Origin of the sequence: Rapidithrix thailandica (genome assembly GCF_039710355.1) — a bacterium.
GTDB lineage: Bacteria > Bacteroidota > Bacteroidia > Cytophagales > Flammeovirgaceae > Rapidithrix > Rapidithrix thailandica.
Map to the genome: position 1 here is coordinate 390,118 of NZ_JBDKWZ010000001.1, position 23,328 is coordinate 413,445.

Consider the following 23,328-nt stretch of genomic DNA (forward strand, 5'->3'; position numbering starts at 1 on the left):
GATTATGAAAAAGTTTTTCACAACCATCAAAAATATCTTTTCGATCGAAGAGCTCAAAAACCGGATCCTCTACACTATTGGCCTCTTGGTCATTTTCCGACTTGGCTCTTTTATCGTACTCCCCGGAGTCAATCCCGATCAGTTGACCGGTAGCTCCGAAGGTATTTTTGGAATGCTTAATGTATTTTTAGGAGGAGCATTTAACCGGGCATCTATCTTTGCCTTGGGAATCATGCCTTATATTTCGGCATCCATCGTGATCCAATTGCTATCCGTAGCGGTGCCTTACTTCCAAAGAATGCAGAAAGAAGGAGAGTCTGGCCGTAAGAAGATTAATCAAATTACCCGGATTCTGACAATCATAATCTGTTTAGCCCAGTCATCAGGGTATTTGGTGACAACTATCCCTTCTGAAGCAATCACCATCAACCCCTTATTTTTCAAGCTCTCTTCTACCCTGATTCTGACTTCCGGTACCATCTTCTGTATGTGGCTGGGAGAGCGGATTACAGAGCGGGGAATTGGTAATGGGATTTCCATGCTGATCATGATCGGTATCATTTCGGGACTGCCAGCTGGCTTATACGGCGAAGTAGAAACCCGGGAGTTCAATGGAATGTTGGTGTTGCTCATCGAATTTATCGTCTTGTTTTTCATCGTGATGGGTGTGGTAGGCTTGACTACCGCAGTGCGGAGAGTACCCGTGCAATATGCCCGCCAAGTAGTAGGGGCTGGCCGGAAGCAAGTCGGTAAAAGCCAGCGTTCATACTTACCGTTAAAGGTGAATGCAGCGAATGTAATGCCGATCATTTTTGCTCAATCGTTAATGTTTTTACCTTCTTTGGTAGCGGGCATTTGGGCAGAGACCAACGATACGGCCCATTACATTAATACGAAGTTTTCTACTTTTACCTCTTGGGAATACAACCTGACATTTGCAATTCTGATCATTTTATTTACCTTCTTTTATACTGCAATCACCATTAATCCGAACCAGATGGCAGATGATATGAAGCGTAATGGTGCATTTGTGCCCGGAGTGAAGCCAGGAAAACCAACCTCCGATTTTATCAGTACAGTGCTGGACCGTATTACTTTACCAGGGGCACTGTTTTTGGCTGTTGTGGCCATTTTACCCGCCTTTGCCAATGGCGCAGGGGTGACTTATGGCTTCGCACAGTTTTTCGGAGGTACTTCGCTGATCATTATGGTTGGGGTAACGTTGGATACCTTGCAACAAATCGAGAGCTACTTGCTGATGCGTCATTATGAAGGAATGATGAAATCCGGCAAGATGAAAGGCCGCAAAAATGTAGCCGCGGTACAATAGCATGAGAATCAAGAACACAAAAAACTAGAAAGTATATGCCAAAACAATCTAATATCGAGCAGGATGGCACTATCGTGGAGGCGCTTTCTAATGCGATGTTTCGAGTTGAGTTAGAAAATGGACATCAAGTGATTGCTCATATTTCCGGAAAAATGCGGATGAACTATATCCGGATTCTGCCGGGTGACCGTGTAAAGCTGGAGATGTCCCCTTACGATTTATCAAAAGGAAGAATTGTTTATCGATATAAATAATTGCTAGTAAAAAGATAGTATTATGAAAGTTAAGGCTTCAATCAAAAAGCGCAGCGCTGATTGTAAGGTGATCAGAAGAAAGGGTAAATTATACGTAATCAATAAGAAAAACCCTCGCTTTAAGCAACGACAAGGTTAATAGTATAGGCTTGGTTAAAGTACAATAAATAGAATATTTATGGCACGGATTTCAGGAGTTGATATTCCAAATAATAAAAGAGGGGTGATAGCCCTCACATACATTTTTGGTCTCGGAAAGCCTTCTGCTCAGAAAATTTTGGCAAATGCCGGAGTCGATGAGAACAAGAAAGTAGCCGATTGGACAGATGATGAAGCAAGTAAAATCAGGGACATCATCAATCAAGAATATAAAATCGAAGGTGGGCTTAAGTCAGAAGTACAATTGAATATCAAGCGATTGATGGATATCGGTTGTTACCGTGGATTAAGACACCGTAGAGGTCTCCCTGTGCGTGGGCAAAAAACTAAAAATAATTCCAGAACCAGAAAAGGTAGAAGAAAAACGGTTGCTAACAAGAAAAAAGCAACAAGGTAATTCTTCCTTGAGTAGCAATTTTTAACTATTGTTATAAGATGGCGCAAAAAAGAAAGGACAAAGCTAAAAAGCGAGTAGTAGCTGTTGATGCAGTAGGAGAAGCTCATATCAGGGCTTCATTCAATAACATCATTATTTCTCTGACCAACAAAGACGGACAAGTGATTTCTTGGTCTTCGGCAGGGAAAATGGGATTTCGCGGTTCGAAGAAAAATACTCCCTATGCCGCCCAAACGGCAGCAGCTGACTGCGCAAAAGTTGCCTATGATTTAGGCCTGCGGAAGGTAGAGGTGTTTGTGAAAGGACCTGGTTCAGGAAGAGAGTCTGCGATTAGAACCATCCAAAACAGTGGGATCGAAGTTACCTCCATCCGTGATGTAACCCCATTGCCGCACAATGGATGTAGACCTCCAAAGAGAAGGAGAGTATAACAAAGTTGGATTTTGTTTGATTATCTTTTAAAAACATAAATAAATGGCTAGATACACTGGTCCTAAATCGAAAGTAGCAAGAAAGTTTAACGAACCTATATTTGGCCCTTGCAAGGAGTTAAAAAGGAAAAGTTATCCTCCTGGTCAACACGGTCGTAACCGAAGAAGAAAACAGTCTGAATACGCTGTCCAATTACAGGAAAAGCAAAAGGCTAAGTACACTTACGGGGTTTTAGAGCGGCAATTTAGAAACGTGTTTGAAAAAGCTGCCCGAAAGCAAGGTATCACAGGTACTAACTTGCTGCAATTGTTGGAGTCTCGTTTGGACAACACCGTATACCGCTTAGGTATATCTCCTACACGTAGAGGCGCAAGACAATTGATCTCTCACAAACATATCACCGTAAACGGACAAGTAGTTAATATTCCTTCTTATTCGGTACGTCCGGGAGACATCATCGGAATAAATGAAAAGTCAAAAGGAAGAGAGTTTATCAAAAATACTATCGAAGGTAGACAAACTTCTCGTTATAGCTGGCTAGAGTGGGATTCCTCTCAAATGCAAGGCAAATACTTAACATTACCTGAAAGGGAAGAAATTCCGGAAAACATTAAGGAACAATTAATTGTAGAATTATACTCAAAATAATTTCTGCATACTATACAAGTTTGTTTACCTTATTTTCAAGTAACTTTAGAACCAATCACTTATGTCTATTTTAGCTTTTCAGATGCCCGATAAGGTGGTGATGGAGAAGGCGGATGATTTTCATGGAACGTTTGAATTTAAACCACTGGAAAGGGGGTACGGAGTTACAATAGGTAATGCCCTGCGCAGGATCCTAATGAGCTCGCTGGAAGGATATGCTGTTGTGGGGGTGAAGTTTCCGAACGTTTTACATGAATTTTCTTCAGTAGAAGGAATCGTAGAAGATGTAGAGGAATTAATTCTGAATCTTAAAATGTTGCGGATTAAACGCCAAGTGGATAATCCCAACTTAAAGATTAACGTCAACATATCAGGTAAAGAAACCTTCACCGCAGGAGATATCGGAGAGTTTACCTCGGACTTTACCGTCTTAAACCCCGATCATATAATCTGTCACCTGGATCCTTCCGTTAATTTGCAGATGGAAATCCACGTCCAAAAAGGAAGAGGTTTCGTACGGGCAGAGGAAAACCGCACAGGGGATGAACCTTTTGGCTATATTGCTACGGATTCTACTTTTACCCCGATCAAAAACGTGATGTTTAGTGTGGAAAACACCCGGGTAGAGCAGCGAACGGACTATGAGAAGTTGATCCTCGAAATCAAGACTGATGGTTCTATCCATCCGGAAGATGCATTGAAAGGAGCTGCCAATATTCTGATTCAGCACTTCATGTTGTTCTCAGATCAGACCATGACCTTCCAGCACGAAGCCAAGCCTGAAGAGGAACCGATCGATGAGGAATTCTTGCATATGCGAAAGCTGCTGAAAACACCTCTGTCTGATTTAGACCTCTCTGTAAGAGCTTATAACTGTCTGAAAGCAGCGGATGTGAAAACGTTAGGAGATTTGGCAAGCCTTGAGATCTCTGATATGATGAAATTCCGGAACTTCGGTAAGAAATCATTGACTGAATTAGAGCAGTTGATGGCCGATAAAGGGCTTACTTTTGGGATGGATGTATCTAAATATAAATTGGACGAAGATTAGGAGTACAATCCTGTTGGGATAGATAAACTTTTTCTTAAAAATGAGACACGGGAAAAAATTCAATCATTTAGGTAGAACTGCGTCACATAGAAAAGCTATGTTGCAAAACATGGCCAATTCTTTGATAGAGCATAAAAGAATTTCTACAACCGTAGCGAAAGCGAAAGCTTTGAAGAAATTCGTAGAGCCTATTCTCACGAAAGCGAAAAACGATTCGCAACACTCTAGAAGAGTAGTGTTCTCTTACCTGCAAAATAAACAAACTGTCAGTGAACTCTTTAACCGAGTGGCTGACCGTATCGCGAACCGACCTGGAGGATACACCCGTATCATCAAAACTGGCAACCGTTTGGGTGATAATGCTGATATGTGTATCATTGAGCTAGTGGATTATAACGAAAACTTGTTAGCTCCAGTAACCGAGAAGAAGGCTAAGACTAGAAGAAGCCGCAGAGGTGGAAAATCAGCTTCCAATGAAACGACTGCTACCGAGGCTGTAGATGAGTCTTCAACTCAAGAAGAAGGAACTGATACTACAGAAAAAAATAAAGATGAATAAGGAATTGGTTTCTTTATCGGCTAAAAGGAAATAATCTTAGTATTATTTCCTTTTTTTATATCTACTATTTTATATTAATTGATTTAACTCGAAAAATTATCCAATGCAAAGAAGAGCTGTGTTGTTACTTGATGATGGAAATGTGTATCATGGCAAGGCAATTGGTAAAATTGGTACTGCTGCTGGTGAAATCTGTTTTAACACCGGTATGACCGGTTACCAAGAAATTTACACAGACCCGTCTTATTATGGTCAAATCATTGTAAATACCACATCCCATATTGGTAATTATGGAACGTACAAGCCCGAAGAAGAGTCGGAAAATGTGCAAATCAGAGGGGTGGTAGTCAAAATGTTTTCGGAAGTAGCTTCCAGAAACCTGGCTGATGACTCCCTTCAAAACTATTTGGAAAAAGCTGGTATTGTAGGTATTTGTGGTGTAGATACCCGGAAAATCGTAAAGCATATTCGCCAAAAAGGAGCGATGAACTGTATTATATCTTCTGATATTGAAGATATTGCGGAAATAGAAGCAAAACTGAAAAAGGTGCCTAGTATGGAAGGCCTGGAGCTTTCTTCTGAAGTAACCTGTAAAGAACCTTATTTCCTTGGAAAGGAGGATGCGGCTTTCAAAGTGGCGGTTTTGGACTTAGGGGTCAAAAAGAGTATTTTAACAAACTTGGCCGAAAGAGGCTGTTATTGTAAAGTGTTCCCTGCTAAAACCTCTTTTGAAGAAATGAACGCATGGAACCCTGACGGATTTTTTATTTCCAATGGGCCTGGCGATCCGGCAGCTACGGATTATGCATTGGAAACCATCAAAGAAATTCTGAATCAAGATTTACCTCTGTTCGGCATTTGTATGGGACATCAACTTTTGGCCAGAGCCATGGGAATCCCTACATTTAAAATGCACCAAGGACACAGAGGCTTGAATCATCCGGTCAAAAATCTTGTGTCAGGTTTGTCGGAAATCACTTCCCAAAACCATGGTTTCTGTGTAGAAAGAGAAGCTGTAGAAAAACACGAGCAGTTGGAGTTGACACATATCAACTTGAATGACGAAACAGTGGAAGGAATCAAATTGAAGAATAAAAAAGCTTTCTCAGTGCAATATCACCCTGAATCATCTCCGGGGCCGCATGATTCACGCTACTTATTTGACAATTTCATTGAAATGATGAAGGCCTAATAATAATTTTATTGAAGTGGTTTACACTTATAGTTTTTGCCCGAACATGGAATCAAAATCGACTCGTCAAGGTATTTTTTGAAGAGAATAGCCAAAGCTATTGTTGAAAAAAGTAACACAGAGGAGGCGTTTTTGAAACATTTTTTAGGAAAAAGAAAAAGGGTATTTCACTTCATTAGTATAAATATACCTCGGAGCAACTACCACTTGTTGATGCTTTCGAGGTATATTTTTACTAATTCTACCGTATTGGTAACATCGCATTTTTGAAGCATATTTGAACGGTGATTGGATACCGTACTCTCACTGATAAATAGCTTCTCCGAGATTTGCTTTGTATTGAGCCCTTCAGCCAGTAAACTTAAGACCTCTTTTTCCCGCTTTGACAATTGGTCAATGGGGTTCGCACCATTGCCATCTTTCCTGCTTTTATATCCTTTTACAATGACTTGAGTGATCTCATAACTATAGTATTCTTTGCCTTTGTGCAAGTAGCGAATTGCTTTGATCAGCTCTCCTTCTTCGGTGATTTTTGTAAGATAACCCGATACACCATATTCCAATGCTTTGAATACATAATCGGGGGTTTCGTGCATGGTCAATAAAAGGATCTGGGTAGAATAATTACTATCTTTGATCTGTTTAATCACTTGAAAGATCGATTTTCCCGGCATATCGATATCGGAAACCAACACATCCGGCTGATATATATCCACTAATTTTTGTACTTCGTCTCCATTTGAGGCCAAACCCACAATATCAATATCCTCATAGTCCGAAAGGATAGCAGCAGTACCTTGACGTAATATGGAATGATCATCTGCAATTACGACCTTTATTTTGTTATGATTCATACTACTTAAAGATTAAAAAAATAAGATATATAACTCCAATAGTATACAGTTTGTAAGATTTAGCCCCCCTTTACTTTCATAGCTCAAGCATTTTCCGAATTGAAGCAGTAGTTGGTTTTTCCCTCGGGTTGGAAGGCATAAAAAATTACCTGTTAGAATGAACACGCTGATTCCTATGTAATTAAGGGGATGAAGGAGTGTATATAAAAAATCTTTACTTAAAACTTAATCGTTACACAAGCACCATTATCATTAAAAACGTCCATTTCTCCGTTTAAGTCTTGTGTGAGCATATTTATTAACTTGATCCCAAGGGTCTTTCTTTCACTTTTGGCGTCCGAAAATCCTTTCCCGTTATCTTTTATTTTTAATTGGTAGGAAGTATCTGAGTTGGTAAATTCGATCGTAATACGACCCGGTTCGTTTTGAGGTAAACCGTATTTAAAGCAATTGGTCACTAATTCGTTGGTAATTAATCCTATGGCAATGGATTTATTTAAATCAAAACTGACAGGGGCTACTTTCAATTGGAGTTTGACTTGCTCCTCTTCGTAGCGAAACGATTTGGAAATATGACGTACCAATTCTTCTAAATAAGAAGACAAATCAATTTTATCCAAGGTATGTGATTGGTAGAGGTTGCGGTGAATAATGGCCATGGAGTGGATTCTCCTTTTTAAATTTTCAAAAACTTTTCGCAACTCCTGGTCTTGGGTCATTTGTTTTTGCAAAGTCATAAACCCCTCAATCATTGCCAGGTTGTTTTTCACCCGGTGGTATACCTCTTTCAGCAGTACTTCTTTTTGTTTTAAAGCATCTTTTACTTGTTTTTCAACAATTTTTCTTTCTGTAATATTCCGGGAGTTGGCCACGATTCCTTGGATAGCAGGATTTTCCAGCATATTGTTCGCCAAGGTTTCTATCCATAAATACCCTCCGTCTTTTTGCTGAAGGCGGTATTCAAATTTTACATTTTTATGATGAGAGATACCTTGGAGAATTTCTTGTACTTTGTCCACATCTTCGGGGTGAATGAACTGAGTGTAGGGTTGTTTTGCAACTTCTTCTTCCGTGTACCCGAGTAATTTATAAAAAGAAGGACTTTGGTAAAGTACATATCCACTGAAATCCAATACGGTAATGATGTCCGAAGCATTTTGAACAAGCGCACGGAAACGGGCCTCACTCTGCTTCAATTTCTTTTCCATCTCATGTTTGTAGGAAGCAATTTCTACCGCTACTTTCAATTCCGTTTCCTCAAAGGGTTTTAAGAGGTAGCCGAATGGACCTGTGGCTTTTGCCCGCTCTACAGTAGTTTTATCAGAGTTGGCAGTTAAATAAATGATCGGAATGTCCATATATTCCAAGATCCGCTCGGCACTGGCAATCCCATCCAGCTCTCCTGAGAGGATTACGTCCATTAAAATAATATCCGGGCGGCTTTTTAAAGCCGTTTCGATGGCCTCTTCACCGGTAGATTCGGTACTGACCACCTCAAAGCCAAACAGCTCTAATTGCTGCTCTAAAAGCAGAGCCGTTACACTTTCATCTTCAACTATGAGAATGCGTTTTTTTACGGTTTCATTCATGGAAATTGTAATTTTGAATCAAGTACTGTTGAGTATACCTCGATAGTCTTTCCTTTGAAAGGAGTTTATCCTTCTTTGAAGGCAGTTTTAAACTGAATCCTGAATTCCGTACCTGAATGATTGTCAAACTCTATTTCTGCTTTTAGTTGCTTACTCAAGGCATTGATGAGTGTGAGTCCAAGGGTTTTTGATTTTTTCAAACTGACCTCTTGTTCAAAACCTACTCCATCATCTTTCAAAATTAGTGTATATAAATCTCCCAGTTTGTCAAATTTTATATAAATATGCCCTTTGTCTCTACCCAGAAAAGCATGTTTATAGGCATTGGATAAGATTTCATTGATTAACAACCCACAGGGAACAGCCATATTGATATCCAGATAAGCCGGGGATAAATCCAATTCTGCCCGGATCAAGATTCCGGGAGGGCAATATGCATTTTTGATATATCCGATAATGTCTCGTATATAATTACTGAACTCTATCTTCGAAAGGGTGTCGGATTGATAGAGTTTTTCATGAATCATGGCCATTGACCGGATCCGGTTGGCACTTTCCTGAAACAGGTTTTTATACATGGGGTTGAGTATGTAGTTGGATTGCAACATGATTAGCCCTGATACTACCTGCATATTATTTTTGACCCGGTGGTGAATTTCTTTCAGCAGAATCTCTTTCTCATGTAGTGATTGTTTAATCTTTTCTTCCGCTTTCTTTTGGACGGAGATATTCTGAGAAACCACCATGATTTTTTCGATATCCCCGTTTTGTTCAACCAAAGGTACCGTATGCATTGCATAATGATTTCCATGTACTTGTAGCTGGAAATGTTGCGAAACCCCTTTAAAGCTTTCTTTATACTTAGTTGTTACCAAAGGCTTGTTTTCCGGAGTTACAACTTCTTGCATGGCTTTGCCAATGATATGCTCGGCATTAATGGGAATATTGTCAAACTCCCGGCCTTCCGTGAACACTATCCGGTAGTGGTTATCCAAGAGCGTAATCGTACCGTTAGGAAAGTTTTTGGCAATGGTACGGTAGAGTTTCTCGCTTTCAATAACTTTTTCCGAAGACCGGGTACGTTCTATGGCATGGCCGATAAACTCTGCCAGAATTTTCATCAAAAATACATCGTCCGAGTCCCATTGTTTGCTTTTGGAAATAGTGTCAAATCCCAAAATTCCCAACATTTTATTGTTGACCTTGATAGGGACACTGATATGAGATTCTATGTTCAGCTCCCAAGGAATATGAGGTTTGTCCTTTTCCATAAATGGATTTTGTTGGAGGGAGGGTAGGCAGAGAACATCTTCGTTTTTGAATTTCTCAATCCACCACTGCAGGTTGTTCACGTCTAAATATTCGGCAATACTATGGGTAGATTTAAAGCCTTCCTGCACCCACTTACCCTGTAACTGCATCCTTGTATTATCCTCTGACAATACATACAGGTAAGAAGAATCAACTTTGGCAAACTGCCCTACCCGGTACATGGTGTCTTGGATTTGCTTCCGTAACTTCCAAATAGTTTGTGTATTGACAAAATTGGAAGAGATGGATGTGATAAAATTCTGTAGGTCCAAGTTGTGTTTTAGTTTTTGCTCGGATTGTACCCTTACAGTCACATCTTTGGCAAATACGGATACTTTTCTGGAATCTGGAGCTCCCTTGACAAAGTTGTAGGTGAACTCGTAGTATTTGTTAGGTTCGCCTGTATGTTGGATAATTTTCGTAAAGGATTCACCTTGCAAAGCGCGTTCGATAAATGCTTTATGAAGGATATGGTAATCTTTATGAATAGAGGCAAACAGTTCAAGAAGGTTGGCCCCCTCTTTAAACTCGACCTGGTAGCTTTCTTTGTAGAGTTGATAGGCCATATGATTAAATGTCTCAAGGCGGTAGGATTCATCTACTAACCAAATGGCCAAATCATTACTTTCTAAGATGGAGCGTACGGTTGCCTCACTATGCTTTAGTTGGTTTTCGGCTTGCTTCCGTTCGGTAATATTCGTGAGAATGATAATGTACTTCAGTAAATTCCCTCCTTCATCCAATACAGGAGAAACATTCATATGTGCCCAATAATGTTGACCGTTTTGCTTGGTATTACATACTTCGGCATTGAAAGCTTGTTGTTTCTCAAGTTGTGCTTTTACCTGTTGAAACTCATACTCACTTCCCAAAAAAGCCTGAGGGGTGCTTCCTATCACTTCCGGGTACGAAAAGCCGCTTAGTTGAATCAAACTTTCATTGGCCCATTCCACCCGGTTTTTATGGTCTACTATGAGTACGGCATTTTGAGTTTTACTGGCTACTAATGAAAGTGTTTCCAGCTCCACTTCCAATTGTTTTTGGGGAGTGATGTCCTGAATGGTGCCAATTAATTTGGTGATCTTATTTTGTAATTGGATGGGGTTGCAAGTTACCCGGCACCATTTGGCTTGTCCTTTGGCACTCTTAATTTTAAAGCTTACATCAAAGGCTTCCCCTTCGTTCAAAGCCTGAATCAGGTGCTTTCTTAATGTGAAGTAATGGTTTTTTTTACAAAAATTAAACAGACTTTTTACCGTGATGGGCTGATCATCGGGAATATCCAAAATTGCGCTGAATTCGGGAGAATATTCAAAGCGAGGGTAGGTGAGGTTGTATTCCCATCCTCCGATTTGGCTAATTTCCTGTGTGTCCTGTAGCAAGGCTTTGTAACGCCTGTACTCCGAAAGGTCCTTTATAATGCAACATAAAGTAGAAGGACGGCCTTGAGCCGAACACCGGCTGATATGCAATTCGATTTCTAATAAGTCTCCGTTTTTTTTTCGTATCAGCCATTCCCCATTGCTGGATTGGTTTTTTTCCAGTACCTCCCGGATGTTAGTATCAATCGATTGGTCCTCTTTATGTTCTACCAGTTGTGATATGGGTTTTCCTATCAGTTCCGAAGATAAATACCCACTTAAATCGCTAAAACCTTTATTGATACGGGTAATACAAAAGTTTTCATTCAGTAGAAAAAAATTAAGACCGGAAGATTGTATGATGTTTTGGACAAAGTTTTTCTGAAAGATAAGCTCTTCCTGTAATTGCTTCTGATGAGTGATATCTTGTATCGTAAGCAGTGCGAATGTTTGCTTTTGATATGTAAGTGAACCAAGTGTACAGCTCAGCCAATGCTTATTCCCTTCGAGGTCTTCTAGCTCAATCCGGTTTCTGCTTTCTTGGCCGTTAATGGCATTGATTGTATTAGTCTTGAAAGCTTCCGTTTGGTCTTTGGGTAGGTAGGGTAGTAAAGAATCGGATGTTTGCAAAGGTTTTCCCTTTAACTTGGAACTGGTTTTCCGGGCTTCATCGCTGAAAGCAATTACCTGACAGTCTTGGTTCAGAATGACTTGAATTTGAGTGGAATACGTTAAATATGTGGAGACACCGCTTGAGTGTTGAGGTGCGTGAACGGTTTTTTCAATGAGCTGTTGCAATGAAGCACCTAGTTCCGCTTTTTCGAAGGCAATCAGATAACCTTGAGCCTCCGAAGATATAATAATGCGGCCCGAAAGTATTTCTCCATTACATTCGAAAACTCTGAGTTTTCCCTGTATTTTTTGGGAAAGGGGAGGCGACTGTAAGATCAGTTCTACGTCCGGATGAAATTCAGACCGGAGATGATTCAGTAAATAAATATTGGTCTTTCGTACCGAGGGAAGTAAAAAAGGGGCTTTTTCTTTGGATTGAGCGGTGATTTTCAGCGCATTATTGGTCCTGATCCATGCGGTATTTTCACTACTCACTTTTGAGGTATGTTCAGCATGCATTCTGCTTGTATAATAATTGGTTTACAAAATATCCGGAATGTCTCAATTATTATACCTTGTTGAGCCCCTGTATATTGTTTGTTCGTTATATATTAAAACTACTTCTTGTAATAATGCAAGTAGTGTTGTATTTATTTGATATTCAGTATTTTAATCCCCTTCTTTTTCTGCGGGTTTTACTTGAGGAAGTGTGTATTTAGCCCATCTTCTCAGGCAAAAGTATTGCAAATTGTGGGCTCTTCCCGTTGAGGCTGTAAATCCCCAGATCACTTGTGTTTCCCCGGCAAATATTTCATTGACCAAATCCTTATTACTTTCATATACCTTTTGGCGGTCCAGCCATACTTGAAGTTGATGATTTTTGGGGTTCCAGTTCAGGCGAAAATTGTGCATCAGGTCATCTTCCAAGTTAAAGTTTTTATTATTGCTGTTCCAGTATACTTCGTGGTAGTTTGTCCCATTTTCCAAGTAGGCGATATGATCACTGGTCGGGTCATTTTGCCGGAAGTTTTCATAGGTATCGAATTCGATGGCAATAGAAGGGGAGATGAAATCACCGGAAACATAAAACTTACTCCAACGGCCATAACTCATACATTCGCCCCAGGTACCGTAGGCATTAAATCCGCGGGGGTCATTGTGCATGACAAACACAATTCCGTCAGCACCTTCGTCTTTATTGCCCAAGTAGATATCGAATTCAATTTCAAACTGATTGCTTAAATCTACTTTGGTGGTGTGAAAGGCAAGGCCCCGTACATATTGTTCATCGGGGGTAAGCATGATGCAGTCGGCATTCATGCGTTGGGCAGCTCCACTTAATTTAAATTGGCTGTAGCCGGGGAGACAGGTAAAAAATAAGAAGGCTAAGAGTAAAATTTTCATAAGATGCAAAGGTGTGATGGACCAAAAAAGTAGTCGACAGGAACATTTGGTTGGGAGGATCATTTCTAATGACTAAGCATGTAAGGAGGTAACAAAATCCGGGGTGGATTGATTTAAGCGGAAAACAAGAAATTTTACCTTCTTGAACAAAGAATAAGAAGGCCGCAGGAATATCTTGCAAGAAGTTGACACGTGTATTGCTTGAGCCGAACGGGAAAGGGGGGGATGAACCCAAGTCTTCTTCTTTTGATTTTTAAAGTAGAGGTACTAATTTAGTTCGGATTTATCAGGGATATGTATGAGTATTGAACAACAAATCAGATCAATTTTAAAAAAACATAGCTTACGCAAAACGGCTGCCCGGCAGGAAGTCTTAAGTGTGTTTTTACATTCGGATACGGCTTTGTCGCATAGCAAGTTGGAAGAGGTGTTTGATAATAAATTTGACCGGGTCACTTTGTACCGTACGTTGAAAACCTTTGAACAAGAAGGCTTGATTCACAAAGTGTTGGACGACAATGCAGTGGTCAAGTGGGCGGTGTGTAAAGATGACTGTTCTTCCGGCCATCACCATGACGATCATGTGCATTTCAAATGTGATATTTGCCATGAAACCTACTGCCTGACCAATGTACCCATACATTTGGCCCAGCTTCCAAAAGGCTTTCAAGTCAATAGCTTTCAATTGTTGGCCACCGGAGTATGTGATAAATGCAATGCTTTGGCTTAAGCTAACTGGTACGCCTTGTGGCTCCTTCGAATGGGAATAGAGTAGGTGCTGGAGGAGACTTTTTATTTGTTAAGTTCATCCTAATAATGGAATACTTGCCTCCATTTACCCTGCCTATAGCCGTGTGGATAGAACAAATACAAAATGATTTCACGCAATTTTTTTATGACCGCAAATGAATTAAATTTGCGATGCCTTCTCGTGGGGCAAAGGACTTGTCAATCAAATTTTTAAACTTACTAAATCAATATATACTATGTCATCAACATTTGATCTGATCGTCATTGGTAGTGGACCGGGAGGTTATGTAGCAGCGATTCGGGCTGCTCAGTTGGGTATGAACGTAGGAGTGGTGGAGAAAGAAAACCTGGGCGGTATTTGCTTGAACTGGGGCTGTATCCCTACCAAGGCTTTATTAAAAAGTGCACAAGTTTTCGAATATATCCAACACGCAAAAGACTATGGAGTAGATGTAGGAGAAGCCACAGCGAATTTTGAAGGAATGGTGGGCCGTAGCCGTCAGGTTGCTTCAGGAATGAACAAAGGCATTGAGTTTTTATTTAAGAAAAATAAAATCACCAAAATCTTTGGCTTCGGAAAGCTCGTTTCTAACAATACGGTGGAAGTCACTGCAGAAGATGGCTCAAAAGAAACTTACAAGGCTAAAAATATCATTTTAGCAACCGGTGGCCGTTCCCGAGAGCTTCCTAATATCAAAATCGATAATGAGAAAGTAATCGGCTACCGCAAAGCCATGACTTTGGAAAAACAACCAAAGAGTATGTTGGTGATTGGATCCGGAGCGATCGGGGTGGAGTTTGCCTATTTTTATGATGCAATTGGTACAGAGGTGACTGTCGTGGAATTTATGCCAAGCTTGGTGCCTTTGGAAGATAAAGATGTTTCCAGAGAGTTGGAGCGCAACTTTAAGAAGAAGGGCATTAAAGCAATGACCAAGTCTACTGTGGAAGCTGTCGATACTTCTGGCGAAGGGTGTAAAGTAACGGTAAAAACTCCTAAAGGGGAAGAAATCATCGAAGTCGATGTGGTTCTTTCTGCTGTAGGAATTGCTACGAACATCGAAGGTATCGGCTTGGAAGAAGTAGGTGTTGCGACTGACAAAGGAAAAGTATTGGTAGATGATTATTATCAAACCAATATCCCGGGAGTATATGCCATTGGGGATATCGTAAAAGGTCAGGCGTTGGCACACGTAGCTTCTGCCGAGGGAATTATTTGTGTGGAAAAAATTGCCGGACAAGATCCCGAGCCGTTAAACTACAACAACATTCCCGGGTGTACCTATTGTAGCCCTGAGATTGCTTCTGTTGGTTATACGGAAGAGCAAGCAAAAGAAGCAGGTTACGAAGTGAAAGTAGGTAAGTTTCCCTTCTCGGCATCAGGTAAAGCCAAAGCTGCCGGAGCTCCGGAAGGTTTTGTGAAGGTGATTTTTGATGCGAAATACGGTGAGTGGTTGGGAGCGCATATGATCGGAGCAAACGTAACGGAGATGATTGCCGAAGTAGTAGCCGCCAGAAAACTGGAAACTACCGGACATGAGATCATCAAATCGGTACACCCTCACCCAACCATGTCAGAAGCTGTGATGGAAGCAGCCGCTGCCGCTTATGATGAAGTGATTCATATCTAAAATTAATGCACCTCTTGTGAAAGAGGTATTATACCTTGAAAAGGGTTAAATCTTATCACATTTGTGTTGAAGGTTTAACCCTTTTTCTATGATGTATAAGAAAGGCAGAGCAACGTATAGGGAGTTGCCGTAAAATTTTGTCTGTTATAAGCTCGCCATCATTGTCAACAAGTCATCCAGGTATTCCCGGTTGTTTGCAAGCCGTGGCACTTTGTTTTGGCCTCCTAACTTCCCTCTTTTTTTCATCCATTGATAAAAAGTATGTTCCGGTGCGGCATGGACTACCGGTTTTACCAAAGCAATATCCATATACCGTTTGGCATCGTAATCCGAATTGACCTTCCGCAAGGTTTCATCCAATGTGTCTACAAAAAGCGTAAAATCACTAGGACTTTGAATAAATTCAATGACCCATTCATGCCCTCCTTTCTTTCCTCTTTCCAGGTAGATAGGGGCTGCCGTAAAGTTATTAATACGAGCTTGGGTGATTTTGCAGGCTTCAGTAATGGCTGTTTCCGCATTTTCGATCACCACTTCCTCCCCAAAGGCATTGATAAAATGCTTGGTCCTTCCGGTGATTTTAATGCGGTAAGGGGTTTGAGAGGTGAACTTTACCGTATCCCCAATTAAATAGCGCCAAAGCCCTCCGTTGGTGGAGATCACCATTGCATAATTTTTCCCCAACTCCACTTCATCTAAGGTCAGTGCTTTCGGCTGCTCCTTATCCATCTCTTCGATAGGAATAAATTCGTAAAATATTCCATAATCCAGCATCAACAGGAGTTCGTCAGGGTTGTCCGTATCCTGCATTCCGAAAAAGCCTTCGGAAGCATTATAGGTTTCCATATAGTGCATCTTTTCACTTGGAATCAAGGGAGTAAACGTCTCCCGGTAAGGGCCAAAAGCTACGGCTCCGTGGAAAAAACATTCCAAGTTTGGCCATACTTCCGTGATGTTGTCTTTGCCCGTAATTTCCAAGATGCGTTGTAAGAGTACAAGTGTCCAAGTGGGAACTCCGGCAATATTGGTGACATTTTCTTTGGCAGTCAATTGGGCCATTTTTTCAATTTTCTCCTCCCATTTATCCATCAGAGCTACTTCCAGGCCCGGAGAGCGGATAAACTCAGCCCACATGGGCAGGTTTTTCATGATAATGGCCGAAACATCTCCGTAATACGAATCGGAATTCAGATGGTTTTTTTGGTAACTCCCCCCGATGGAAAGGCTTTTTCCTAAAAATAACCTGCTTTCAGGGTTTCTTTGAAAATAGACCGATAGTAAGTCTTTTCCGCCTTTATAATGGCAGCCGTCCAATGCCTCGTTTGACATGGGGATAAATTTACTTCGGGCATTGGTTGTACCGGACGATTTGGCAAAATTCTTAATTTCGGTAGGCCAGAGGATGTTTTGTTCGCCTTTCATCATCCGTTCGATGTAAGGAAATAAGTCTTCATAACTGGAGATGGGCACCCTTTGTTGGTACTCACGCACAGAGCTGATTTCAGAGTAGTGGAATTTTTTCCCCCATTCCGTATGACGGGCGGTACCTATCAGGCTGCTGAATACCTCATATTGTACATCATGAGGATGCTGCATAAAGTGTTCAATTTGCTTTATCCGCCTGCTCATTACCCAGTTAAAAAACTTATTCAGTAGCTCCATAGGTTTTTGCAATCTAGTAGTTAGGAGTTAAGGAATTTTAGCGTGTTGTTGATAATATGAATATTTCCCTTTGTAGATAGGATCATTTAGTTTGTTGATCAAGAAAATGATTACTAGAAAAAGACCTTTCGTTTGAATTCGTAATGTTTTCCTAAGTAAGCTTCCCGTACCGTTTGGTTTTCGGCTAAATCTTCAGGGATTCCTTCGGCCAGTATTTGTCCTTCCGATAAAATATAGGCACGGCTGGTAATGGAAAGGGTCTCGGTAACGTTGTGGTCTGTAATCAATACCCCAATATTACGCTCCTTCAGTTGGGCCACAATTTTTTGAATTTCTTCCACTTGAATGGGATCTACCCCGGCAAAGGGCTCGTCCAACAGTACAAAGTTCGGGTCTACGGCCAGGGCCCTGGCAATTTCCGTTCTTCTTCTTTCTCCCCCGGACAATACCATCCCTTTACTTTTACGCACTTTTTCCAAGCCGAACTCTTCCACTAAGGCGTCCATTTTGTGGCGTTGTTCTTTCCGCGATAGTTTGGTCATTTCCAAAGGGGCTAAAATATTCTCTTCCACGGTGAGGGTACGGAACACAGAGGCTTCTTGGGCCAGGTAACCAACGCCTCTCCGGGCCCTTCTGAACATCGGCAATGCCGTAATGTCTTCTTTGTCCAAAAAGATATGCCCTTGGTTAGGCTTGATCAAGCCTACAATCATATAGAAAGTAGTCGTTTTCCCGGCTCCATTGGGGCCTAATAAACCCACAATTTCACCTTGGTTGACATAGACTGAGACATCGTTGACAACATTTCTGCTTTTGTAACGCTTAATAAGATTTTCTGCCTTTAGTACCATATATCGTGGATTATTCTTGGTGAATCGCAAAAATACTGCTTGCCGTACATTTTTTATGGAAACCGACTTGGCCTCATCTGTTATTAAGACGCATTTGTACAGCCGTTTGACAAAAATATATAAAAGTTTGGATAACAATTCATCCCTGCCCTCTTAGCACTTCACCAAGATGAGCCGTCAAAAGTTGAGAGTGGCCGGTAGAGAAAACCTGTTTCTTCTGTATCCCCTCCATAAACATTCAGGGAACCCAATTCCATTGGGCTCCCTGAATAAGAAAAGACTGTATGAAACCTTCGTTATTTGCTAAGCTTTTCTACTAACTCTTCCGTGATCCCTGAAGTAGAGAAACCTCCGTCATGGAAAAGATTTTGCATGGTTACTTTTCGGGTGAGATCAGAGAAAAGGCTGAGGATATAGTCTGCACATTCAGCGGAAGTGGCATTTCCCAAAGGAGAAAGCATTTCTGCATAATCGAAGAATACATCAAACCCGGAAATTCCCGATCCGGCAGTAGTTTTGGTAGGCGATTGAGAAATCGTATTGACTCTTACCTTTTTGTTTCTACCCAAGCGCTGGCCATAGCTGCGGGCAATGGACTCCAACATTGCTTTGGCTTGCGCCATATCGCTATAGTCCGGATAGGTGCGTTGTGCTGCGATATAAGATAAACCTACCACAGAGGCCCATTCGTTGAAAAAGTCCATTTTCTCAGCCACTTGCATCATCTTGTGGAAAGACAAAGCCGAGATGTCTAAGGTTTTTTGAAACCAGTCATAGTTCAGGTCACCATAGGTTTTCCCTTTTCTCACATTAGGACTCATGCCGATAGAGTGCAACAAGAAGTCAAGGTTTCCTCCCAAATGCTCGGCGGTTTGAGTATACAGCTTTTCGATATCTTCTAAGGAGGTTGCATCTGCAGGGATCACAATGGTCTTGCATTTTTCTGCTAACTCATTGATTTTTCCCATCCGCATGGCTACGGGGGCATTGGTCAATACAAATTGAGCACCTTCTTCATGAGCGCGCAGAGCTACCTGCCATGCAATAGAGTTTTCGTCCAAAGCACCGGTAATAATCCCTTTTTTACCTTTTAATAAGTTGTATGCCATATTCCGTGGTCTTTATTAGTTTATTATAAATATTACTTTAAAGCACATATAAATGCCAAACGAGAGTACAATTTCAGAAAATGCGTTCCCCGTTTTGCTTGTGAAGAGATAAAACCCTCCCGCAAAAATAGTGTTTTTTAAGAATTCGGGATTATCCGGTGTAAGGGTTTCATTATGAGAGGACTCAAAACGCTCCTGTTTATCGCTTCACCCTGTCCGGATTTTCTTCAATGAATGAAGCCCAGGATTTGGTTTTTCTCAGGTTATCCCCTTTTTGATAGAAATGACAAAGTGCTACGCCCAAGGCGTCTGTAGCATCCAACATTTTATTTTCGTCTAAGTCAAACTTCAAAATATTCATCAACATTTTAGCGACCTGTTCTTTGCTGGCATTCCCGTTTCCGGTTACGGCTTGCTTAACTTTTTTAGGGGCATATTCCACAATGGGGATTTCGCGGGATAATGCAGCGGACATGGCAACGCCTTGTGCCCGTCCCAGTTTTAACATAGATTGCACATTTTTTCCAAAGAAGGGGGCTTCCAGGGCCATTTCATCCGGGTTGTAATCATCGATCAATTGTAAGATACGGTCAAAAATTTTTTTGAGCCGCAGTGCATGGGTAGCATACTTCTTTAAGTGAATTACGCCATATTGTAAAAGTGTAGGCTTGTTGTTTTGTATCAAAAGCAGACCGTATCCCGTTACCTGGGTGCCAGGGTCTACGCCTAAAATAATTCGCTCCTTGATATCTTTGTTTGTTCTCGCCATAGTCTATCTATTAAACGGCAAGTTATAAAATATCTAACAGTAATCCGTGAAGCCTGATCAGTTATCAAGAGTGTCTGTCAAGGCCAGGGAAATTTTAACCTGTAAGGAGGGACTTGTTACCCAATTGACCGGGTTTAAAATTGGAGCCTTATTTGAAAGAAAATAATTATGGAACATACAAAGCGTAAGTATTCGGAAAGTCTTTTTACAGGGTTTAAAATCCTGGTATTGGGAGGGGCTTTGTATTACATCTATTTTATCTTGCAGGGGAATGAAAATCTCAATGAGCAATTCATCCGTTTGTTCACCGGTAGTTTGTCGGTATATAGTTTGCCTCTGTTTGCACTGTTGATGGTATTGATGTTATGCAACTGGGGAATAGAAGCTTTTCGATGGCGATTTTTAGTGAGCCGGGTACAGTATATTACCTTTCCGAAGGCATTTAAAAGCGTGTTGACCGGTTTGGCTTTTTCTTTTTTTTCCGAACAAAATCTGGGGACTTTTTTCGGGCGGGTGTGGCAGCTTCCTACAGAAGACCGCTACAAGGCTTTGGGGCTTACCATAGCCGGAGGTATTTGTCAAAATTATATTACCTATGTAGCCGGGGGCTTGGGCTTGGTAAGTTTTTTATACAAAAAAGCAATTATCTCTTCTTCGTTGGGCTTGGGTTTGTTATCCTTTACCATTTTGATAGCCATAGGAGGCTTGCTGTTGTTGGCCCAAATGAATAAGCTCAAAACATTGATTGAACGCCTGCCCCGCTTCAAGGATTACTTGTTGCCTATGACGGAGTTTTCCCCCAAAGAAATTTTGTACCTGATCGGCATGTCATTGCTCCGGTACGGAATCTTTTTCTTTCAGTTTTATAGTGTGTTTTTGCTGTTACAGGTGCTCATCCCGGTAAGCGATTTTCTCTGTGGTATTTCTTTGGTGTATTTGTCCAAGTCTTTAGTGCCTAAGTTTAGTTTTTTAAGTGACCTGGGCATCCGGGAGTTTTCCGCTTTATTTTTTTTAGGGCAATTGGGGCTGGAAGATCCTGTGATCCTTACCGCTACCTTATCACTTTGGCTGATCAATATCTTACTTCCTACTTTTTGGGGTTTGTATTATAGTTGGCACTTACCGGTAAAGCCTTCTGTTTTCAAAATCCGTACACCTTGGAAGTAAGACTTTTGGTGTGTTCTGCAATACTCGGTTTTATGAAGTAAATTTAGACTCAGAATGTTTGGCGATGCTACCGGATTCTTTGGGGGCAATGCTTCAATAATTCCGTTTAACGTTTAATTTTGAGAGTTCCGTTTTAGCACATTTATAAATTTAAAATAATTATGAGCGCAGATCCTAAGAAATTTTTGTACGAATATTTGAACAATGCTTCTCCTACAGGTTTTGAAGCCTCCGGGCAAAAGTTGTGGCTGGATTATGTAAAACCCTATGTGGACAATTATTATACGGATACCTACGGTACGGCTGTAGGAGTGATTAACCCGGACGCTCCGTATAAAGTGGTGATCGAAGCACATGCCGATGAAATTTCCTGGTTTGTGAATTACATCTCTCCGGAAGGCTATATTTATGTGATCCGGAACGGGGGTTCCGACCATCAAATCGCACCTTCTAAGCGAGTAAATATCCATACGAAAAAAGGGGTTGTGAAAGCGGTGTTTGGCTGGCCGGCCATTCATGTTCGCGACAAAGCCAATGAACCAAGCCCCAACCTGGATAATATCTTTTTGGATTGCGGGTGTAGTTCGAAAGAAGAAGTAGAAGAATTAGGTGTACATGTAGGGTGTGTGATTACCTATGAGGATGAGTTGACCGAGCTGAATGGAAAGTATTACACCGGAAGGGCTCTGGACAACCGTATTGGAGGGTTTATCATTGCCGAGACGGCACGCCTTCTCCACGAGCGCGGAGTGAAACTACCTTTTGGATTATACATTGTCAATGCCGTTCAGGAAGAGATCGGTTTGCGTGGTGCGGAAATGATCGCGGCCCGTATCAAGCCCGATGTAGCCATTGTCATAGACGTATGCCATGATACCACACCTCCTTTGTACGATAAGAAAAAACAAGGAGAAACCAAGTGTGGCGCAGGACCTGTCTTGACTTACGGCCCGGCCGTGCAAAATAACTTGCTGAACATGCTGTTCCAACGGGCAGAGGAAGGTAATATTCCGGTGCAGCGCTCAGCCGCTTCTCGGTTTACAGGCACCGATACGGATGCATTTGCCTATTCCAACGAAGGAGTAGCATCCGCCCTGATTTCTCTTCCGATGCGATATATGCATACTACTGTGGAAACGGTAAATAAGGAAGATGTACAACATGTGATTGATTTGTATGTGGAATTTTTGACAAAACTGGAAGCAGGTCACGATTTCAGATATATAAAGTAATCCAAGTTGCGAAGGGTAGTTTCTGATTAGTGAAGTGGTTTACACGTATAGTTTTTGGCCGAAAATGGAATCACAATGGGCTCATCAAGGCACTTTTTGAAAAGATTTGAAAAGAATAGCCAAAGCTATTGTTGCAAAAAGTAAGACAGAGGAGGCGTTTTTGAAACCTTTTTTAGGAAAAAGAAAAAGTTTAATTCACTTCAGTGTATGAATGAGTGAAAATTGAAGAGGCATTGCAAAAAAGGTTGAGATCTCAATATAAAGTTTTGTGCCGGTGCAATCCAGGATTAGTTTCAAACAGTCTACTCACTATTTCACTCGATGATTTATTTCAATAAATGATAGACTGCCACTTGATCCGGAATAGATTGTCGAAATCAACACAAAGGGGTATGCATTTGTATACCCCTTTGTGTTGATTTGTAGGGTGTTGTGATTTTTTTTTGAATTTTTTTGTGAAAATTTTGGGAAAAGTGATTTGCTCTTTTATATCTTTGCACCCGCTAAGACAGAGAAAATCCAGGGAAGCTGGAAGCAAAATAAAAAGTTCAGGAAAAAAATCCGAAAGTTTTTGGAAAAAGAAAAATCTTGAATACTTTTGCATCTCCTTAGAAAATATGCTCCGTTCGTCTAGGGGTTAGGACGCCAGGTTTTCATCCTGGTAGCAGGGGTTCGAATCCCCTACGGAGTACGATAAGTTTAGTAAACGTGGCAGTGCAAAAATGCTCCGTTCGTCTAGGGGTTAGGACGCCAGGTTTTCATCCTGGTAGCAGGGGTTCGAATCCCCTACGGAGTACTACAGGTCAGCTTGAAAGAGCTGACTTTTTTATTTTATACTATTTATTCCTGTTTGTTACCCCCTTATAAACCTCTCTCTAACCCCTTAATTCCTTACCTGTTTTTTCTTCTTTTTTTCTGCATTTTCATTGAGGAATTAGATTTTATAGTCTTACTTTGTAACACACCTGAAATGTTGGAAAAACTTAAATAGATTGCCTTGTAAG

21 protein-coding genes and 2 tRNA genes are annotated in these 23,328 nt (G+C 41.0%); 15 read left to right on the top strand and 8 right to left on the bottom strand.

Going from position 1 to position 23,328, the window contains the following annotated elements; all coding sequences use genetic code 11:
* Nucleotides 1–4: 4 nt before the first annotated feature.
* The 9 genes from secY (at nucleotide 5) to carA (ending at nucleotide 6,022) form a co-directional block, all read left to right on the top strand.
* Entirely contained in the window at nucleotides 5–1,330 is a 1,326-nt protein-coding gene (secY, locus tag AAG747_RS01400; protein ID WP_346819329.1) for a preprotein translocase subunit SecY, read from the top strand.
* 35 nt (nucleotides 1,331–1,365) lie between these two features.
* Nucleotides 1,366–1,584, top strand: a complete 219-nt coding sequence (gene infA / locus AAG747_RS01405; RefSeq protein WP_346819330.1) for a translation initiation factor IF-1 — start codon at nucleotides 1,366–1,368, stop codon at nucleotides 1,582–1,584.
* Nucleotides 1,585–1,606: 22 nt separating this feature from the next.
* Nucleotides 1,607–1,723 (top strand): type B 50S ribosomal protein L36, encoded by a 117-nt coding sequence (gene ykgO, locus AAG747_RS01410; protein WP_028981563.1) that lies wholly within the window; start codon nucleotides 1,607–1,609, stop codon nucleotides 1,721–1,723.
* A gap of 39 nt (nucleotides 1,724–1,762) precedes the next feature.
* Complete coding sequence (gene rpsM, locus AAG747_RS01415; RefSeq protein ID WP_346819331.1) at nucleotides 1,763–2,140, top strand: 30S ribosomal protein S13; 378 nt, start codon at nucleotides 1,763–1,765, stop codon at nucleotides 2,138–2,140.
* Nucleotides 2,141–2,178: 38 nt separating this feature from the next.
* Nucleotides 2,179–2,571: a 30S ribosomal protein S11 gene (gene rpsK, locus AAG747_RS01420; protein ID WP_346819332.1), complete on the top strand. Its 393-nt coding sequence runs from the start codon at nucleotides 2,179–2,181 to the stop codon at nucleotides 2,569–2,571.
* A 43-nt stretch (nucleotides 2,572–2,614) separates the two neighbouring features.
* Nucleotides 2,615–3,220, top strand: coding sequence for a 30S ribosomal protein S4 (gene rpsD / locus AAG747_RS01425; protein WP_346819333.1), 606 nt, complete (start codon nucleotides 2,615–2,617; stop codon nucleotides 3,218–3,220).
* A gap of 61 nt (nucleotides 3,221–3,281) precedes the next feature.
* A complete protein-coding gene (locus tag AAG747_RS01430) occupies nucleotides 3,282–4,271 on the top strand; it encodes a DNA-directed RNA polymerase subunit alpha (protein ID WP_346819334.1) in 990 nt (329 codons plus the stop codon).
* A gap of 40 nt (nucleotides 4,272–4,311) precedes the next feature.
* Nucleotides 4,312–4,830 carry a 50S ribosomal protein L17 gene (gene rplQ, locus AAG747_RS01435; RefSeq protein ID WP_346819335.1) on the top strand — a complete coding sequence of 173 codons (519 nt, stop codon included), beginning with the start codon at nucleotides 4,312–4,314 and terminating at the stop codon, nucleotides 4,828–4,830.
* 103 nt (nucleotides 4,831–4,933) lie between these two features.
* Entirely contained in the window at nucleotides 4,934–6,022 is a 1,089-nt protein-coding gene (carA, locus tag AAG747_RS01440) for a glutamine-hydrolyzing carbamoyl-phosphate synthase small subunit (RefSeq protein WP_346819336.1), read from the top strand.
* A gap of 200 nt (nucleotides 6,023–6,222) precedes the next feature.
* Here the strand turns inward: carA and AAG747_RS01445 are convergent, their stop codons facing one another.
* The 4 genes from AAG747_RS01445 to AAG747_RS01460 form a co-directional block, all read right to left on the bottom strand.
* Nucleotides 6,223–6,876, bottom strand: coding sequence for a response regulator transcription factor (locus AAG747_RS01445; RefSeq protein ID WP_346819337.1), 654 nt, complete (start codon nucleotides 6,874–6,876; stop codon nucleotides 6,223–6,225).
* Nucleotides 6,877–7,094: 218 nt separating this feature from the next.
* The gene (locus tag AAG747_RS01450; protein WP_346819338.1) at nucleotides 7,095–8,465 is read right to left on the bottom strand and encodes a sensor histidine kinase; all 1,371 of its coding nucleotides are present in this window, start codon (nucleotides 8,463–8,465) and stop codon (nucleotides 7,095–7,097) included.
* A 65-nt stretch (nucleotides 8,466–8,530) separates the two neighbouring features.
* The gene (locus tag AAG747_RS01455; protein WP_346819339.1) at nucleotides 8,531–12,268 is read right to left on the bottom strand and encodes a PAS domain S-box protein; all 3,738 of its coding nucleotides are present in this window, start codon (nucleotides 12,266–12,268) and stop codon (nucleotides 8,531–8,533) included.
* A 150-nt stretch (nucleotides 12,269–12,418) separates the two neighbouring features.
* On the bottom strand, nucleotides 12,419–13,153 hold the full coding sequence (locus AAG747_RS01460; protein ID WP_346819340.1) for an L-type lectin-domain containing protein: 735 nt from the start codon (nucleotides 13,151–13,153) through the stop codon (nucleotides 12,419–12,421).
* Between the two features lie 298 nt (nucleotides 13,154–13,451).
* Between AAG747_RS01460 and AAG747_RS01465 the strand changes: the two genes are divergently transcribed.
* Together AAG747_RS01465 and lpdA are read left to right on the top strand one after the other, a co-directional pair.
* On the top strand, nucleotides 13,452–13,883 hold the full coding sequence (locus AAG747_RS01465; protein WP_346819341.1) for a Fur family transcriptional regulator: 432 nt from the start codon (nucleotides 13,452–13,454) through the stop codon (nucleotides 13,881–13,883).
* A gap of 256 nt (nucleotides 13,884–14,139) precedes the next feature.
* Nucleotides 14,140–15,534, top strand: coding sequence for a dihydrolipoyl dehydrogenase (lpdA, locus tag AAG747_RS01470; protein WP_346819342.1), 1,395 nt, complete (start codon nucleotides 14,140–14,142; stop codon nucleotides 15,532–15,534).
* A gap of 144 nt (nucleotides 15,535–15,678) precedes the next feature.
* Here lpdA and AAG747_RS01475 read toward each other — a convergent pair whose 3' ends face one another.
* From AAG747_RS01475 to ruvC, 4 genes are all read right to left on the bottom strand, one after another.
* Nucleotides 15,679–17,196, bottom strand: a complete 1,518-nt coding sequence (locus tag AAG747_RS01475; RefSeq protein WP_346819343.1) for a GH3 auxin-responsive promoter family protein — start codon at nucleotides 17,194–17,196, stop codon at nucleotides 15,679–15,681.
* Between the two features lie 113 nt (nucleotides 17,197–17,309).
* The gene (gene lptB / locus AAG747_RS01480; protein ID WP_346819344.1) at nucleotides 17,310–18,047 is read right to left on the bottom strand and encodes an LPS export ABC transporter ATP-binding protein; all 738 of its coding nucleotides are present in this window, start codon (nucleotides 18,045–18,047) and stop codon (nucleotides 17,310–17,312) included.
* Nucleotides 18,048–18,343: 296 nt separating this feature from the next.
* The gene (locus AAG747_RS01485; RefSeq protein WP_346819345.1) at nucleotides 18,344–19,156 is read right to left on the bottom strand and encodes an enoyl-ACP reductase FabI; all 813 of its coding nucleotides are present in this window, start codon (nucleotides 19,154–19,156) and stop codon (nucleotides 18,344–18,346) included.
* 199 nt (nucleotides 19,157–19,355) lie between these two features.
* Nucleotides 19,356–19,925, bottom strand: a complete 570-nt coding sequence (gene ruvC / locus AAG747_RS01490) for a crossover junction endodeoxyribonuclease RuvC (RefSeq protein ID WP_346819346.1) — start codon at nucleotides 19,923–19,925, stop codon at nucleotides 19,356–19,358.
* Nucleotides 19,926–20,093: 168 nt separating this feature from the next.
* On the opposite strand from ruvC, the gene AAG747_RS01495 reads away from it, so the two are divergent.
* The 4 genes from AAG747_RS01495 (at nucleotide 20,094) to AAG747_RS01510 (ending at nucleotide 23,120) form a co-directional block, all read left to right on the top strand.
* The gene (locus AAG747_RS01495; RefSeq protein ID WP_346819347.1) at nucleotides 20,094–21,092 is read left to right on the top strand and encodes a hypothetical protein; all 999 of its coding nucleotides are present in this window, start codon (nucleotides 20,094–20,096) and stop codon (nucleotides 21,090–21,092) included.
* A 161-nt stretch (nucleotides 21,093–21,253) separates the two neighbouring features.
* Nucleotides 21,254–22,324: a M42 family metallopeptidase gene (locus AAG747_RS01500; protein ID WP_346819348.1), complete on the top strand. Its 1,071-nt coding sequence runs from the start codon at nucleotides 21,254–21,256 to the stop codon at nucleotides 22,322–22,324.
* 619 nt (nucleotides 22,325–22,943) lie between these two features.
* A tRNA-Glu gene (locus AAG747_RS01505) sits at nucleotides 22,944–23,015 on the top strand.
* A gap of 33 nt (nucleotides 23,016–23,048) precedes the next feature.
* A tRNA-Glu gene (locus tag AAG747_RS01510) sits at nucleotides 23,049–23,120 on the top strand.
* The last annotated feature ends 208 nt before the right edge of the window (nucleotides 23,121–23,328 follow it).

Coding starts and splice junctions, on each gene's coding strand:
- secY (WP_346819329.1), top strand. CDS start 5: ATGAAAAAGTTTTTCACAACCATCAAAAATATCTTTTCGATCGAAGAG.
- infA (WP_346819330.1), top strand. CDS start 1,366: ATGCCAAAACAATCTAATATCGAGCAGGATGGCACTATCGTGGAGGCG.
- ykgO (WP_028981563.1), top strand. CDS start 1,607: ATGAAAGTTAAGGCTTCAATCAAAAAGCGCAGCGCTGATTGTAAGGTG.
- rpsM (WP_346819331.1), top strand. CDS start 1,763: ATGGCACGGATTTCAGGAGTTGATATTCCAAATAATAAAAGAGGGGTG.
- rpsK (WP_346819332.1), top strand. CDS start 2,179: ATGGCGCAAAAAAGAAAGGACAAAGCTAAAAAGCGAGTAGTAGCTGTT.
- rpsD (WP_346819333.1), top strand. CDS start 2,615: ATGGCTAGATACACTGGTCCTAAATCGAAAGTAGCAAGAAAGTTTAAC.
- AAG747_RS01430 (WP_346819334.1), top strand. CDS start 3,282: ATGTCTATTTTAGCTTTTCAGATGCCCGATAAGGTGGTGATGGAGAAG.
- rplQ (WP_346819335.1), top strand. CDS start 4,312: ATGAGACACGGGAAAAAATTCAATCATTTAGGTAGAACTGCGTCACAT.
- carA (WP_346819336.1), top strand. CDS start 4,934: ATGCAAAGAAGAGCTGTGTTGTTACTTGATGATGGAAATGTGTATCAT.
- AAG747_RS01445 (WP_346819337.1), bottom strand. CDS start 6,876: ATGAATCATAACAAAATAAAGGTCGTAATTGCAGATGATCATTCCATA.
- AAG747_RS01450 (WP_346819338.1), bottom strand. CDS start 8,465: ATGAATGAAACCGTAAAAAAACGCATTCTCATAGTTGAAGATGAAAGT.
- AAG747_RS01455 (WP_346819339.1), bottom strand. CDS start 12,268: ATGCATGCTGAACATACCTCAAAAGTGAGTAGTGAAAATACCGCATGG.
- AAG747_RS01460 (WP_346819340.1), bottom strand. CDS start 13,153: ATGAAAATTTTACTCTTAGCCTTCTTATTTTTTACCTGTCTCCCCGGC.
- AAG747_RS01465 (WP_346819341.1), top strand. CDS start 13,452: ATGAGTATTGAACAACAAATCAGATCAATTTTAAAAAAACATAGCTTA.
- lpdA (WP_346819342.1), top strand. CDS start 14,140: ATGTCATCAACATTTGATCTGATCGTCATTGGTAGTGGACCGGGAGGT.
- AAG747_RS01475 (WP_346819343.1), bottom strand. CDS start 17,196: ATGGAGCTACTGAATAAGTTTTTTAACTGGGTAATGAGCAGGCGGATA.
- lptB (WP_346819344.1), bottom strand. CDS start 18,047: ATGGTACTAAAGGCAGAAAATCTTATTAAGCGTTACAAAAGCAGAAAT.
- AAG747_RS01485 (WP_346819345.1), bottom strand. CDS start 19,156: ATGGCATACAACTTATTAAAAGGTAAAAAAGGGATTATTACCGGTGCT.
- ruvC (WP_346819346.1), bottom strand. CDS start 19,925: ATGGCGAGAACAAACAAAGATATCAAGGAGCGAATTATTTTAGGCGTA.
- AAG747_RS01495 (WP_346819347.1), top strand. CDS start 20,094: ATGGAACATACAAAGCGTAAGTATTCGGAAAGTCTTTTTACAGGGTTT.
- AAG747_RS01500 (WP_346819348.1), top strand. CDS start 21,254: ATGAGCGCAGATCCTAAGAAATTTTTGTACGAATATTTGAACAATGCT.